The following is a 14,985-nucleotide window of genomic DNA, read 5'->3' as shown; positions in this document are numbered from 1 at the left end:
TTAGAAAGTAAAGCTAGTTCGCAGAACTCCTACCCATGTTGTATCATTGTCGCTGTCGTGATCTGTATTGGTAATCACATAAAAGCCAGGGGTAACGCTGATAAAGTCATTCACTTGGATGCGATATAGAGCTTCTACATGGAGAGAAGTAGCATCATCTCTATTACTCTTAATATCATTCTCAGTCACCTTTGGCGGTATACCAACAATGATGCCACCAAGGTTGCCTTCTTTCAACAAATCCGGGAAAGCAAAAGCGATCGCACCGTTCCAAATCCCCGCACTTGCATCTCCCCCAGACAACTGTTTAGCATCTACATATCCTACCCAACTTGCAAGGGCAAATCGAGGGGAAAGTTGCCAACTTACCTCAAAACCGTAGTGATTTCCTCTGGTAGCTTCTTGGCCAAAAGGCTCATTAGCATTATTGCTGCCGGTGCCGATAGACAAGTTAACATCATTGCGGCGGGAGTAACTTCGGACATAACTTAATGCCAGATCGATCTGAGGAGTTGGTGAATAGGTCAATTGAGCTAAAGCGCCGTAGCTACCATTAAAAAGTCCGTTACCTTCAGTAGGATCGGCGGCAGTATTAGCGAGATAGCTCAAAGTTAAATTCAGCTTATTTCCTAATCGATGATTAATCGCAATTCCTGTTTCTCCAGGGGTGTTGTAAATAGCAGGATTGAAGGCCCCAAATCGAGAAACAGCACCGTCAGCGGAACCCGCTAAATAGGGATTAATAATCGGGCCCACATCGTCAGAAGTAAGTCCTTTTGCCCCAATTTCAACAGTAGTGTTATTACCAAGGGGAAAGAGATAGCTTAATTTATCGAGAATGATTTGGGAACCGTCATCGCCGTCAAAGTTCGTGCGAGTCATTGGGGTTCCAGTTGTGCGATCCAACCTCGCCATATTTCTCGCTTGCAACCTGGTTCTCAATCTGTCTTCGCCAGTAAAGCTAGTGTCGAAATTCAAGCGCACCCGGTAGCCAAAGTTTGTATTAGTATTATCATCATCAGCAGTGCCATCTCCGAAGGTATCGGTGATTCCCCAAATGGTTTCTCCATTTAGCTTGGTTGTGGTTGAGAATTGATTGGCTTCGAGTTCCGTTGCCCGCGCTTCTAAGCTATCTACTCGACCTCGCAGAGTAGCTAATTCGGCGGCAAATTCTTCTTGCAATCGTTGCAATACTGCTAAGTCTTCTTTGGTGACAAAGTTAGCTGTAGCTCCACCTATTAATCTGGTAATTTGGTCTAAGCAAGCGTTTAATCCTGCGGCAAATTCGTAGCGAGTTAATGCTCGGTTGCCGCGAAATGTGCCATCGGGATATCCCGCTATACAGCCATATCGTTCTACGAGGGATTGTAGGGCTTGAAATGCCCAATCTGTGGGCTGTACGTCGGATAGTTGAGATACTGATGTCACCTGACTCATGGAGTTGGTATCTTGCGATTTAGATACAAATTCTATCTGAGTAGGATGATTTTGCTCTGGCTCAATTGCAGTGGGTTGCGATTGCTTTACTTCGTTGGCAATGACGATGGGGGCAACTGCGTTTGATGTGTTGGTAATATCATCAATTTCCGAGTCAAATTGCTTTAGTTCGTTGGTAATTGCAATGGCATCTGTAGTATCAGGAATTTGATTAACAGCAGCCGTTTTTTCTGTAGCAATAGCTATGTTTTCTACTAGCAAAGCATTGCTAATAACAGCTAGGAAAAACCAGAAACTTTTCCCGAAAAATTTTGACATTGTTGCTACTCACACCTAATTATAACTAGGGACTAGGGGCTAGGGGAAGAAGGGACTAGGGGCTAGGGGCTAGGGGTTAGGGGAAGAAGGGAATAAGCTATTACGCATCTAAATCGAATACAAAGACGGGCAGGATGCCCATCCCACAAGAAGCTCATAAAAACTGACTGTCAAATTAGATGCGTAGCAGCTTAGAATCAGCGAGGCTACGATGCTCAGGGAAGAAAGGAATAGAATCAAACAGCTAGGATAGCAATAACAACTATCCAGCCAAATTTGATTTGACCACTAAAATTAGATGCTCTCGATCTTGAATAACTTGAATATTACTGCCTTATGAAATTTTTTCTGTCAAATTTGATATTTTTTAACGCTGGAAAGGAAAAAATTTACAAATTCCTTTCCTCCCTGCTTCTAAGGTAGCGACTCTAGGCATAACTGCCGGAAATCATCTCCTCGCTGCTCAAAATTCTGGTATTGATCGAAACTAGCACAGGCTGGTGACAGCAGGACAACTTTCGCGTTATGCTCTTTAGCAAGTTCCGAACTCCGGGAAACGGCTCGTTCCATTGTTTCTACTATTTCCCAGTTGTTGTAATTAGCTTGTTGTAAACGCTTGGCGAAGGTGTCAGCAGCGTTACCAATTAGTAAGACGGCGGCGGCTTTGGCTTGAATGGTTTCGATCCAGGCGATATCGTCGCCTTCTTTGGCTTCACCGCCTGCAATTAGGATCGCGGGTGTCGCAACGGAGGCTAATCCGACTTCGGCTGCGTCGTAGTTGGTGGCTTTGCTATCATTAATAAAGTCTATGCCGGCCCAAGTGCGGATGTGTTCGAGGCGGTGGGACACTCCGGGGAAATTAGTAATTGCTTGGGCGATCGCATCTTTTTCAATTCCTGCTAAACGCGCTGTCGCTACTGCCATCAATAAATTCTGCTGATTGTGAGATCCTACCATCCGCAAAGAATCAACGGGCAGAATTTTTTCACCCAGCGCGATCGCCCATCCATCTTCAATATACGCACCCCGCGCCGGATCTCCCAACAATTCCGCTTTACCGTTAACACTTGTCCAGCAAGCTTTTGGCCAACTTTCAACCCCTTTTTCGCGCAAATAAGGGTCATCTCCATTAATCACTTGTAACTCGGATTGCTTCAGCAAATGGGCTTTAATGTTGTAATAATTTTCTAAGGTTTTGTGGCGGCTGAGATGATCGGGAGTAAAAGTCGTCCAAATACTAATTCTAGGGGCAATTGACGGCGATGATTCAATTTGATAACTGCTCATTTCTGCAATTACCCAATCGGGAGGCTTTTCGCCCAAAGCTAATTCACAAGCAGCATAGCCAATATTGCCACAAGCCGGAGCGTAAAAACCCGCTGTTTGAAAGATAGCAGCAATCAGGGCGGTTGTGGTGGTTTTGCCATTAGTGCCGGTGATCCCAATCCAAGGCTGAGATTGCAGATGTCGCCACGCGAGTTCTACTTCTCCTATTGTCTCAATTCCGAGCTCTCTGGCGCGGATTAATGCTGGTAAATCCCAAGGAACGCCAGGGCTCACAACTATTAATTTTAAAGGTGTTGCTGGTGCAAATGAATGGCACAACTCAACTGCAATACCTTCTGTTGCGAGTTCCTGTTGTTGCTGTTGTAAGATTGGGGAGGAGGCGCGATCGCTCAGCGTTACTGAGTAACCTTCCCGTTTTAATAGTCGCGCGGCGGCAATTCCCGATCTTCCCAGACCGATAATGTGAGCATTGGGCATAGATTAAATGGCAGCGTCCCTGGTTTGACCAATCTTTATCTTACAGTAAAGCTAGCCCAAAAGTTGCCAGCGATCGCAGATATTATCCCTGTGTCCTGAGAGCCAAAGACCGACAAAGGAGGACTTAAGCTATTAGACAAGGACTTTAGTCCCTGGCAGACCAAGCTCAGGTAGTTAACACCAGTAAGTTTTCACATATTCCTTAATTACAGGTTGAAGAGTGAAAAGATTTTGTTCTCCTTCCCTAATTTTTTCAATCAAATTGCGTCTTCCCAAAGATTGAATTACTTTGCACAATTTGCCATGAGATAATTGTAGATGATCGGGAATTTTTGCTAGGGAAACAGGCACATTTTCACTGGCTAACCAAGACATTACTTGTTTTTCCGACTCGGACAAGCGATGAAAAGATTGATGTAATACTGCTTCTAAATCTCCGAAAAATAGGGTATGATAGGATAAGGCTTCGGCAACGCTACCGTTAAACACATCTTGAATCATCGTTGCCACTATTTTTAACCATAAAGGATTGCCTCCGTAGGGTTCAATTAGTTCTAACCATTTTTCCTCATCAGCTAATCCTTTTTCTCGCAGAATTGCCATTGCCCCTGCACCTAATCCGCTGAGCTCTAATGAGCGAACGGGTTGATTTCCGCCTTCTAATATAGATATTTCTTTGGGTTTATCGGAACTTATTAATATTAAACAACTGTTATGATATAGTTCTGCTATTTGTTTGAAGAATGTACCGTAATTTTCATGGTCTGGTTTATAGTTTCCCGCTAGTTGTCCGCTGCTGTTGAGGGTTTGTACGTCATCTAGTATCAGGAGACAGCGGTATTTTCGGAGGTAATCTAGTAGGGGCAATCCCCCCGCGTAGGCGTAGCCAGCCGTAGGCATCGCCCTTTCTTCGGAATTTGGGGCGGGTACGGAATTTGGGGCGGGCACGGGGGCACCGCCCCTACAGAATTGGACTATATTTGTTTGGAGTGTTTTTAGGGGTGGGGAAGTGCTTAGACTTCGCCAGAAGATGTAATCGAATTCATGTTTGATTTGTTCTACTAGGTGAACTGCGATCGCGGTTTTGCCGATGCCTGTTATGCCTAATATGGCGACTAAGCGGGTGTTTTCGTGTAAAATCCACTGTTTGAGGGTGGAGAGTTGGGGGGTGCGATCGTAAAAACTACCAGATTTAGGCATTTCACCTAAATATTCGCGTATTTTGGGTTTAGCGTTGCCTTTGTTTATAGGTTCTTCATCGGGTGGTGAGTTGGGAACTTTTGGGGAATGTGAAGTATTTTCACAGAAGTTAATTTTACCAATTTGTACAATATCTTTATTAAATTCATTAAAATTCCAAATATTTGCAAAGTTTAATCGCTCGAATGTATATCTAAAATTTGATTTATTGATTTCTTCGCCTGATATTTCTGAAAGTAGCTTCCATAATTCTGATGCAATATCTTTGATGTGACCTTCAGTGCAGTAAGATTCATCTGCTATTTTTGAGTATTTCTGACCTTGTAAAGTGCCCCGCAGTATCATTTCTTGCAGATTATCTAAGTGTTTTCCCGTATTGACAAAAACTAGGTCGTCGGCAAGTTTTAAGACTTCTTGAACGTCCATAGGTCGGTGGTGTAGGAGTTTAACTTATTATATCCTACTTTCTCCTACTTTGGTAGGTTGTTTAAATTCCTACTTTTTCCGACTGCCAAAAATGAAGTTTTTGTAGATGATGTGTGCATTAAAGATTTCCACCCAACAAGTATGAAACGAATTTTCGGTGTTTTTTTGTTCTAGGCTTGACTATTTCTACTCTTGCTTCTAACATCCCAGCCAACTCTCAAAGCAGTACCGAGGTTTTTGAAGATCCAACGGTAGGAGACAATATTCCAGTTGATGTAGTAGTAAAAGGTGCCAGTGGGTTAAATGCTGAGGCTCGTCAGCAAGGCGCAAATGCTTTTTGCAAGTATAAAAGTTTTACTCAAGCGCTACCGAATTTTCGGTACGAACGTGATAGTACCATCGGTACTATGCAGTGGGATCGAAAAACCGAGGACTGGGTATTTTGTGAAAGCTGTAAAAGTTACCTGACGAGAGTAACTTGTAAGCAATAAGTCGATCATTGAGGGGATCATCCCGATGCGTGCAAATATATCCGTAGGGGGGAAGCATTCGGGCGAATAATTTATGGGTTTTACCAATAATTTATCTGCCGGAATGCTTCGCCCTTATCTTCCATAAAGAGCGATCGCCCTTCCTTTCCTAAAGCGCGATCGCCTCCAATATAATACTATAATTACATAAAACTAATTAAATTTCTTGAATGTCTTATGACAATGCCTGCAAATATCTCTCGGAAAAATACCCAACAGAATTTGCCACCTGGATATTAGGACAAACTCCCACATCCGTTGAAATCCTAATTATTAACTTAAGCAGAAGGATTATCTCCCTGATTCCGTTGATTTAACAAAATATCAAGAGTCCGACGATTCTCCGTTTGAAGACCACGAATCTCCTCTTGTTGTTGCACAATTATTTTGTGTTGTTCTGCCATCATTTGAAATAATTGTTGCCGTTCTTCTCTGGCCTCTGCTGCCACATTTGCTAATGCTTGAATCACGCGAGCATTACTATCTGCTATACTAGCTGTAATCTCTAGTCTGGCACCTAGAGCATCTAACCGATCGTCATTCCACCGCTCTATACTCATAGACTTTTCTCCTTTACTCTACTTTTTAAGATAGTTTTAGTTTTAGCTCTTTTTGGGTTATTCTGCGTAGGCGTAGCCAGCGCTACCCAATAATTGGGCGGATATTCAGCCTGACATCATATATCAAACGCTGCTCGATCTGCTAGTATCTTTTAGCAAAAAACAAATCCGCCTCGGCAAGAGATACGATCCAAACAATAAACATCTCAAAGCAATTCAAAATCCCACCTACAAGGTTTTAACCTTTGACAATTTGACCAAAATCTGCTAACACCCGCGCATGATTCCGCAACAAACCTAATAAGTTTAACCGATTTTGCTTAATTTCTGGATTAGAATCCATCACTAAAACACTTTCTGACCCATCAAAAAAGTTGCTAACTGCCGGAGCAATTTCCGCTAAACTTTCTACCAATTGCTGATAATTTCTACTTTCCTTAGATGCCTGAGTTTTCGGCACTAACTGCACGATTGCATCATTAAAAGCTTGTTCAGATGACTTTTGGAATAACTCTGGACGTACAAGCGTTTTAGGTTCCAACTGCATCTTATCTAAATCGCCTTGACCTGCTAGGCGAGTTGAACGATTAACTGTTTCGTAAATCTTATCTAATGTGCCGTTATCGCGGATTTGTTGGAGGAAAACAGCCCTTTCTAACGCATCCAATAAATCCTGCAACGCCCGTTCAGTATATTCTGGATCGTTTTCTCCCAAAACTGCATTCACCAAGTCATAATCAATGCCTTTTTCTTCTTGTAATAGCGTGCGGATGCGTTGCAGGAAAAAGTCAGACAAGTCTTGCTTCAAACATACGTACAGCGTGCGGATGCGTTGCATGAAAGAGTGATATTCGTCTGACTGCGAATCTGGCGGTGCTAGCTTGCCAGTTTTGGTAAGAGATTCTAATTGGGTAAATTCTACAACTTTTACGATTAATTCGTATAAGTCTAGGGGCAATTGTGCCGCCCAAGTTATGTTAATTACCGCATTGGCTGATCGCCTCAAGGCAAAGGGGTCAGAGGAACCTGTTGGTTTCATTCCTAAGCTGAAGATACTTACTAAAGTATCTAATTTATCGGCTAAGGCGACAACTTGACCTGTCAAACTTTGCGGTAAAATATCCCCTGCACCTCTAGGCAAATAATGCTCAAAAATAGCCGTTGCTACTGGTTCCGCTTCGCCGCTAGCTAAGGCGTATTTCTGCCCCATTATTCCTTGCAATTCTGGGAATTCGTAGACCATTTGGGTAACGAGGTCGGCTTTACAAAGTAAGGCGGCGCGTTGAATGTTGTTGCGTTCTTCCTCTGTTACTTGCAATTGGTCGGCAATTAAGTTAGCGATTTTGCTGAAGCGATTAATTTTATCCCGAACTGTGCCTAAATTTTCTTGAAATGTGACTTTTTCTAATTGCGGTAAATAGCTTTCTAGGGGTTTAGCCAAGTCGGCTTTATAGAAAAAGTCGCCGTCAGCTAAGCGAGCACGAACTACTCGCCCGTTACCAGTGGCAATTACATCGGATTTGGCTGGATCGCCGTTGGAAATTGTGATGAAATAAGGCAATAATTCGCTAGAAGCTTCGCTTTTCAGGATGGGGAAATAGCGCTGATTTTTGACAATAATTGTGGTAATTGCTTCGGGTGGCAATATCAAAAATTCTTCGTCAAATTTTCCGACTACTGCTGTCGGCCATTCGACTAAGTTTGTGACTTCTTCTAACAATTCAGTGGTAATATCGGCTTTGCCGCCTTGTTTTTTCGCGGCTGCTTCTACTTGTTCTCGGATTTTAGTTTGGCGCTTTTCGGGGTCAACTTCGATGTAGGCGGAACGTAGGGATTCTAGATAATTCTCCGCTTTGGAAATGGCGACTGGTTGCGGGTGTAAAACTCGATGTCCTTGGGATATGCGATCGCTGTTTACTGTCTCTGAACCATTGACTAATGTTATTGGCAAAATTGCATCATCTAATAATGCTACCAGCCAGCGAATCGGTCGGGGAAATTTTAATTCTCCGTCTCCCCAACGCATTAATCTTTTTCCTTCCAATTTGCTAATCCACTGGGGAATTAGTTCGGCTAAAATATCTGCTGTGGGGCGGCCGGGGATTTTTTTAAGGATAAAAATAAAGTCGCCTTTGTCGGTGGGACGAATTTCTAAGCTGTCGATTTCTACGCCTTGTTTTTTTGCAAAACCTTCTGCTGCTTTGGTGGGTTTGCCATCTTTAAATGCTGTGGCGGCGGGTGGCCCTTTGATTTCTTCTTCGCGATCGCTTTGCTGGGTTGGTAGTCCTTCGATGACAACGGCTAAACGTCGCGGGGTTCCATATACATTAATTGCCTCATTTGTCAAGGATTGTTCGGCGATCGCAGCCGGAATTAGTCGCTGCCATTGCGCGATCGCTTCTTTGACGAATGTTGCTGGTAATTCTTCTGTACCGACTTCTAATAAAAATGTCGCCATATCACTTATTGTTATTTTTGTCAATAGCGTTGAGGACTTAACCATTAAAATCTGAAACTTCGACCCCCCCAACCCCCCCTTGTTAAGGGGGGGCTTTTGATTCCCTGCTGTTAAGGGATTGTCCGTCCTACTGCTGGTGATGCTAATACCCCTTAACAAGGGGGCTTTTGATCCCCCCCTTAACAAGGGGGGTTAGGGGGGTAAGTCCTAAAACAATGAACTTGCTAGTTCAAGCAATATCCAAAAAAGGCCCAAAAGTTGAGCATACCACGTAGAATCGGGATGAAACCAATCTTTCAACACCCGATGACTTTGGCGGAAGAACTGGGACAAAAATGGAGTGCGCGACTCCACCAAGATTATCCCGATATGAGCGCGATCGCGATCGAGAGTATTGTACGCTGGCTGTTGGGAGAAAAGCCAGAGCGGTTTGAAGCTCTAACTCCAGCTCAAAAGGCGATCGCTTCCCAAGCGATAGAATTTCAGTATGGGATTTTGCGACAGAGATATCTGGGAGTAACGCCAGAACAAGCTTACCGCAACTCGATCGGACGCTTGGGAGGTTTAGTCGTGTTGCGAGAGAAAATCAAGGCGTGGGTAGCATTAAGTCGCGATCGCCAGCGAAGTGCGGTAGAAGTATTACAAGAAGTAATTCAGGAAATGCTCAAAGGCGATCGCTACCTCCAGCAACAAATCGCCTGGATTGCTGAATGTACAGCCGATAAACGCCTCCGTAACGCCTTATTACTAGCAAATTTAGAAGAATATTGCTTGCGTCCGATTCGCAACCAACCGCTGTTAGTTTACCGTTTCGTTAACTACCTGCATCGCACCCAGCGAGGCGGCTTAACTCAAGTCCCAGCAGGGGATTGGGTGCGATTAGTCTCCGAGGAAATTGTCCCGCAGGATGCTGATGATACAGTTAGCCTATTAGATGAACAAGCGGTAGAGCAATATCGAGAAAATCAAGCTTGGGAAGAGCAACAAGGACTCAGAAAGAAAGTACAAGTGGAATTTCAGGCTTATTTAGCGGATGAAGTCGATCCGATGGCCGCCGAATGGCTGCGACTGTACTTATTAGGACGTTCTCAGGAAGCGATCGCCCAAGCTTTAAATATACCAGTCAAGCAGATTTATCGGCTACGGGAAAAAGTTACATATCATGCTATTCGTAACTTTGCTGTCAAAGGCGCACCCGAATTAGTTGCAAGTTGGCTAGAAACTTCCTTTGAACACAACTTAGGTTTACCGCCAAAGCAATGGCAAGAATTCTGGGAAAGCTTGACACCAGTTCAAAAGAAATTAATCCAAGACTTGAAAGCAGGTAAAACTGTAGATGCGATCGCCTCTGAAATGAACATCAAAACCAATCACGTCATCAGCGAATGGAGTCAAATATATTTAGCCGCCCAAAAATTACGGAATGGGTAATTAGTTATTCGTAATGGATAACTGCAATCTTTAGGTGTAAGATAAAAGCAGCACTCCCAAATTCTGAGAATTTTCTACTCGCGACAGGCGTTAATGGTTTTGACAAGGCGCTCAACAGTACAAAGAGCTAGAGTGCCTTTCCCAGATTGGGGATGTCAGACTTGAACAATACCGCTTCTAGTTCAACTAGAGCAGAATGGCGCAAAGTTCTCAATTTTTGGTGCATCCGATTGTCGAGGGAGTTGCAGCTTTTAGTCGCACAAAAGAGGTTGATTTGCCTGTAAAAGCGCGATCGCTCGCGTCTGTCCAAGACACCAATGGGCCAATGCTATCCAAAACTCAAACTGACTGGGCTGCTGAAATGGCTTCCGATCGGGTATTTTACCTGATTGATACTGTTCTACCTTTTGAAGCCTGCCTCTATTATCAAGTTCTGCCTCTCTCCCTAGAAGGTAGCATCTTTAAACTGGGTATTGTCGATCCGCAAGATGACTTAGCTTTGGACTACGTGCGGCGAATTTTAGCTTATATGAATTGCTCAGTGGTGACACAGCCGATTTCCTCGGAAGCTCAGCGATCGATGCTTTCGGCTTACTTGTTCCACACCAGCCAGCCACAGGAAGCAACAAAGGGAAGTCAAGAGGGAGCCACTGTCAAAACTGCTCAGAATACTACTGAAACTGTGGCTGATGATACCACTCTCATTTTATCAGTTCAGGAGCAAGTTGATGGACACAAACCTCAAACTCGGACAAGTGAACCATCCGCACCTGCAATAGCTAAACCAAGCCGATCTGAGGTTTCAGAGTCGGCGACGCTGGATGTTTTAGATGTGCAAGCTTTATATTTATCCAGTCCCGTTGAAATTCTCGCTACTTTGCCACCGAAACAGTTATTACCAGAATTATTAGCTAGAGTTTTAGAGGGGGGAATTGGCCGACTATTTTTTGAGCGGCAGCATTCCCAAGGTAAGATTTTGTGGAGTCAGGATGGGATTTTAAAATCCGTATTGGAAGGTTTAGATGGGACGGTATTTCAAGGGGTAATTAATGAGTTAAAGCTGTTGACTCAATTGCCTTTAATTCCGCTGGAAGCACCTAAACAGGTAGAGATTGAACGAGTTTATAAGCAAAGTCACTTGCTCTTACGGTTGCGAGTGATGCCTGGAACTCACGGAGAGGAAGCAACGCTTCAGGTTTTACGGGGGGCAGCTTTAAGGTTTTATCAGCAGCAACAGTTATCTAATTTAAACAGGGATGCCTTGCGACTGGCGGAACAGCTTCAGCGGAAGGTAAATCAAATTCGCGATCGCACTCGTCTTGCTACTATGCCTGTAGATATTTCCGCTTTAGAACAGTTGCTTAAGAGTGTAGATCGGCAGCTTGAAGCTTTGATGGCTGAGAATAAGATCAATCATCCCGATCCTTAGATGAAGGATGATGACGGTACAAGTTGATTTATTATTTGTTAGGACTTTTCTTGAATCTACTTGTGCCGATAGCTCAAAATATATCTTTTATATAGTTGGAAACACCTTGGCTACCGTTTCCATACTTTCTAATGAATTCATTAATGAGCCGTTGAGCTGCGACTTCTATAGCATCATAAATTGAACTTTGTGCTAAAACTTGATTGGCGGACTGACGCAGAATTTCAAACAGGTTAGCAGTATATTCAGGATCTTCGCTCACAAAATCCCATAGTTCTCGACCAATTAAAGTCGTAATTTGCCAATTGGGTAAAAGTTGCTTCAGCAAGCCAATTGTTACAGTCTGGTTAGTTCTCTTACCATAAGCTATACCAATACAAGCTCGATCGCCTTCATTAAATTTTTCTTGAATTTTTACCGCCCAATATACTATCTGGTCTTTATCCATATCATTCGGCCCACTTTTTACTTGAATCCAGCATCGATCGCCATCACTTGTAGTCTTAATTACGTCCCATCCAGACTTACCAGGAGGACTAGCTGCACTTTCCGAGCAAGATATCAAAAGTTTCTGGATAAAAAATCCCATTGATGTGACAATAGATCTAGTAGCACTCATAAAAACATTAAGTCTCACCACTTCCTCTGGAGTTTCTAGATTTAGCGCCCTAATTAAAAAGGGGTTAGGGTTAATTTTTTCTAAAGTCAAGTTTTGGAGCATCGTTAGTTGTCGCCTTGTGAAATCACGACAGATACTAGCTAAAAAATTCTCAGCTATTGTTAATTGTGGCGCAAGCTTACCAGATGCGATAAAAACTAAAATGCGTTCAATTTCATCATCATTGAATTTAATCGCTCTTTTACCAAAAATACTCCTAACATTTGTCAGATTTTCGGCTTTTAAACGTAGGAATTCTTCTACTTCTGCAAAGTGCCCAGCAAAACTCGCAGCTTTTGTGGCTGGTATTCCCAATTCTTTTTCTAAAATAAATCCTAAAAGTTGATGAAGCTGTTCTTCAGACATTATTTTAATTACATAGTTGATTATAAAATTATTTAAAACAGAGAAAGTTGCTCACAAATTTCTCTACCTTTAACTCGATCGCCTCTGATGATCTGGTAAAGATAGTGAGCGATTGCTGACCCCAAAAGTACCGGAACTGCATTTCCAATTTGGCGATACTTAGAGGCAGTAGAACCATAAAAAACCCAGTCGTCAGGGAAGGTTTGAATGCGTGCAGACTCTCTGACACTCAAAGGGCGTAATTCATCTGGGTGACACATATCAGTAGCCTTTTGATGAGGGCTAGTTGTAACTGTAGGCGATGGTTTATCCCATGTCAATCGCCGATAAAAGCCAACTTTTCCGCCTTCAGATTTGTAAGCGCCTCCCATTGCTTCCTGCTTTAACTCATTAGGTAAATTTTTCCAATTCTCACCAGCTTTTAACAGGCGTAGATACTTAAGACGAGCTTCAGAATAAGGAATATACTCTGGCTGAGGATCGATTAATCCTTTTAGTCCATCTTTGAGTGTAATCCATTTTGGCAGTCTACTTACCCCACTTTGACTATGAGTAGGGAGCGGTAAAGTCACTGAATCGCTACCTTTATAACCAATAAAAATAACTCTTTCTCTAACTTGAGGCACGCCGTAGTCAGCAGCATTTAGTAAATCATAAACAACCTCATAGCCAATGCGTTTTATCTCTGCTAAAATCACTTGCATAGCAGCACCAGCCATCTCATCAGGTGCAAGATTTGGGTGGTTTATCCCTCTTTGTTCGTGGGGTCGGTGACGAATTGGGGCTGATAGCAATCCTCGGACATTTTCCATTATAAAAAACCGAGGTTGGATTTCTTCAACAATGCGGATAAAATCCATAAATAAGCTGCCACGAGGATCGCCAACAGACCCTCGTTTTCCGGCGGTACTGAATGGCTGACAAGGGGGGCCACCAGTCACAAGGTCTACTTCACCAGGGCGCAAAGGTCTATCTATACCTAATATCTTTCCACCTTCTTTGAGGAGAGTTTGAGCGCTGACTTCACGAATATCTCTTGGTATCGCACATAGGGAAAGGTGGGGGCGGTTGAGAGAGATAGTTTTGACAGCATCAGGTTCAATTTCTACTAAGCTTACTGTCTGAAATCCGGCTTTTTCTAGCCCTAAATCTAAACCGCAAGCTCCGGTAAATAAACTAACAGATATTGGCCGATCATTAATCACCAACTTAATCCTCATACCAAATTACATTCAAATCGCAAACCTGCCCTCACTAATTAACAATGTAGGGGCAAGTTTAAAAAACTTACCCCCACATTCTTTCTACATCTAATTAACAATTAGCAACCTAAGCCAAAACTGGCACAGGTTGCGGCCAGCGTTTCACCGCTTTACCAATCACGGCCAACTCACCCACCAATTGATCGAACTGATCTGGTGTCAAAGATTGCGGCCCATCCGATAACGCCTTCTTAGGATTCGGGTGTACTTCAATCATCAACGAATCTGTACCAGCCGCGATCGCAGCCATCGCCATCGAGGGCACATACTCCGCTAAACCAGTCCCGTGACTGGGGTCAATCATAATCGGCAAATGAGTCAGTCCTCGCAACACTGGAATCACCGACAAATCCAAGGTATTCCGCGCATACTGACGGTCAAACGTCCGAATACCCCGTTCGCACAAAATCACATCGGGATTACCCGCAGCCAAAATATACTCAGCCGCCATCAGCCAGTCTTCAATTGTCGCCGCCATCCCCCGCTTCAGCAGTACAGGCTTATTCCGAGCCCCTACCTTCTTCAACAGCGAGAAATTCTGCATATTTCGCGCCCCAATCTGGATCACATCAGCTACTTCCTCGATCGCATCCAAATCGGCCGCATCCATTACTTCCGTAATAATCCCCAAACCGCTAGCTTCCCGCGCCGCCGCCAACAGTCCCAAAGCACTTTCGCCGTGTCCTTGGAACGCATAAGGCGAAGTCCGAGGTTTATAAGCGCCACCTCGGAGAAACTGAGCACCCGCAGCCTTCACCCGCCTTGCTGTCTCAACGATCATCTCCTCATTTTCCACCGAACAAGGCCCAGCCACGATCGTCAGTGGGTGATGCAAGCCAATGGGAACGGTTCCTGCGGGAGTAGACACCAAAACTTCACTCGGTTCACCCTGGCGGTACTCCAGAGAAGCCCGCTTATAAGGACGTTCCACCCGCAACACTTCCTCAATCCAAGAGCTCATTTCCCGCAATTGCAGCGGTTCCAGCTCAACAGTATCGCCGACCAAACCGATCACAACCTTATAACGCCCGACAATTTTTTCTGGAGTCAGACCCCAAGTTGTGGTTAGTTCTTCATTAAGCTTGTCAATTTCGGCCTCTGGAGTGCCGGCCTTCATCACAATAATCATTTTTGTTCGTTGGTAAT

General features: G+C 43.8%; 11 protein-coding genes. 3 read left to right on the top strand and 8 right to left on the bottom strand.

All coding sequences use genetic code 11. The features are described from left to right. The 3 genes from OSCI_RS21265 to OSCI_RS21255 all read right to left on the bottom strand — a co-directional run bounded on the left by OSCI_RS21265 (position 1) and on the right by OSCI_RS21255 (position 5,145). Positions 1-1,755: an iron uptake porin gene (locus OSCI_RS21265; protein WP_007357203.1), complete on the bottom strand. Its 1,755-nt coding sequence runs from the start codon at positions 1,753-1,755 to the stop codon at positions 1-3. 414 nt (positions 1,756-2,169) lie between these two features. Further along, positions 2,170-3,519 (bottom strand): UDP-N-acetylmuramoyl-L-alanine--D-glutamate ligase, encoded by a 1,350-nt coding sequence (murD, locus tag OSCI_RS21260; RefSeq protein WP_007357202.1) that lies wholly within the window; start codon positions 3,517-3,519, stop codon positions 2,170-2,172. 174 nt (positions 3,520-3,693) lie between these two features. After that, a complete protein-coding gene (locus tag OSCI_RS21255) occupies positions 3,694-5,145 on the bottom strand; it encodes an NB-ARC domain-containing protein (RefSeq protein WP_007357201.1) in 1,452 nt (483 codons plus the stop codon). Between the two features lie 176 nt (positions 5,146-5,321). On the opposite strand from OSCI_RS21255, the gene OSCI_RS21250 reads away from it, so the two are divergent. Then, on the top strand, positions 5,322-5,636 hold the full coding sequence (locus OSCI_RS21250; RefSeq protein ID WP_007357199.1) for a hypothetical protein: 315 nt from the start codon (positions 5,322-5,324) through the stop codon (positions 5,634-5,636). 317 nt (positions 5,637-5,953) lie between these two features. Here the strand turns inward: OSCI_RS21250 and OSCI_RS21245 are convergent, their stop codons facing one another. Both OSCI_RS21245 and glyS read right to left on the bottom strand, forming a co-directional pair. Further along, entirely contained in the window at positions 5,954-6,235 is a 282-nt protein-coding gene (locus OSCI_RS21245) for a hypothetical protein (protein WP_007357198.1), read from the bottom strand. Positions 6,236-6,473: 238 nt separating this feature from the next. After that, positions 6,474-8,693, bottom strand: coding sequence for a glycine--tRNA ligase subunit beta (gene glyS, locus OSCI_RS21240; RefSeq protein WP_007357197.1), 2,220 nt, complete (start codon positions 8,691-8,693; stop codon positions 6,474-6,476). Positions 8,694-8,975: 282 nt separating this feature from the next. Between glyS and OSCI_RS21235 the strand changes: the two genes are divergently transcribed. Both OSCI_RS21235 and OSCI_RS21230 read left to right on the top strand, forming a co-directional pair. Next, positions 8,976-10,124, top strand: coding sequence for a HetZ-related protein 2 (locus tag OSCI_RS21235; protein ID WP_007357196.1), 1,149 nt, complete (start codon positions 8,976-8,978; stop codon positions 10,122-10,124). A 196-nt stretch (positions 10,125-10,320) separates the two neighbouring features. Continuing rightward, positions 10,321-11,553: a hypothetical protein gene (locus OSCI_RS21230; protein WP_007357195.1), complete on the top strand. Its 1,233-nt coding sequence runs from the start codon at positions 10,321-10,323 to the stop codon at positions 11,551-11,553. Between the two features lie 73 nt (positions 11,554-11,626). Here the strand turns inward: OSCI_RS21230 and OSCI_RS21225 are convergent, their stop codons facing one another. From OSCI_RS21225 to aroF, 3 genes are all read right to left on the bottom strand, one after another. Beyond that, positions 11,627-12,577: a PmeII family type II restriction endonuclease gene (locus tag OSCI_RS21225; protein WP_007357194.1), complete on the bottom strand. Its 951-nt coding sequence runs from the start codon at positions 12,575-12,577 to the stop codon at positions 11,627-11,629. Positions 12,578-12,609: 32 nt separating this feature from the next. Next, positions 12,610-13,782: a DNA cytosine methyltransferase gene (locus OSCI_RS21220; RefSeq protein ID WP_026103798.1), complete on the bottom strand. Its 1,173-nt coding sequence runs from the start codon at positions 13,780-13,782 to the stop codon at positions 12,610-12,612. A gap of 124 nt (positions 13,783-13,906) precedes the next feature. Continuing rightward, the gene (gene aroF, locus OSCI_RS21215; protein WP_007357192.1) at positions 13,907-14,968 is read right to left on the bottom strand and encodes a 3-deoxy-7-phosphoheptulonate synthase; all 1,062 of its coding nucleotides are present in this window, start codon (positions 14,966-14,968) and stop codon (positions 13,907-13,909) included. Positions 14,969-14,985: the final 17 nt, after the last annotated feature.

The sequence above is a fragment of the Kamptonema sp. PCC 6506 genome (genome assembly GCF_000180455.1).
Taxonomy (GTDB): Bacteria; Cyanobacteriota; Cyanobacteriia; order Cyanobacteriales; family Microcoleaceae; genus Kamptonema; species Kamptonema formosum.
This window is presented reverse-complemented; position numbering and strand designations above follow the sequence as displayed.

What these genes read in the sequence shown, in the direction of transcription:
- OSCI_RS21235 (WP_007357196.1), top strand. Translation starts at nt 8,976, where the DNA reads ATGAAACCAATCTTTCAACACCCGATGACTTTGGCGGAAGAACTGGGA.
- OSCI_RS21225 (WP_007357194.1), bottom strand. Translation starts at nt 12,577, where the DNA reads ATGTCTGAAGAACAGCTTCATCAACTTTTAGGATTTATTTTAGAAAAA.
- murD (WP_007357202.1), bottom strand. Translation starts at nt 3,519, where the DNA reads ATGCCCAATGCTCACATTATCGGTCTGGGAAGATCGGGAATTGCCGCC.
- OSCI_RS21230 (WP_007357195.1), top strand. Translation starts at nt 10,321, where the DNA reads ATGGCGCAAAGTTCTCAATTTTTGGTGCATCCGATTGTCGAGGGAGTT.
- glyS (WP_007357197.1), bottom strand. Translation starts at nt 8,693, where the DNA reads ATGGCGACATTTTTATTAGAAGTCGGTACAGAAGAATTACCAGCAACA.
- OSCI_RS21265 (WP_007357203.1), bottom strand. Translation starts at nt 1,755, where the DNA reads ATGTCAAAATTTTTCGGGAAAAGTTTCTGGTTTTTCCTAGCTGTTATT.
- OSCI_RS21245 (WP_007357198.1), bottom strand. Translation starts at nt 6,235, where the DNA reads ATGAGTATAGAGCGGTGGAATGACGATCGGTTAGATGCTCTAGGTGCC.
- OSCI_RS21255 (WP_007357201.1), bottom strand. Translation starts at nt 5,145, where the DNA reads ATGGACGTTCAAGAAGTCTTAAAACTTGCCGACGACCTAGTTTTTGTC.
- aroF (WP_007357192.1), bottom strand. Translation starts at nt 14,968, where the DNA reads ATGATTATTGTGATGAAGGCCGGCACTCCAGAGGCCGAAATTGACAAG.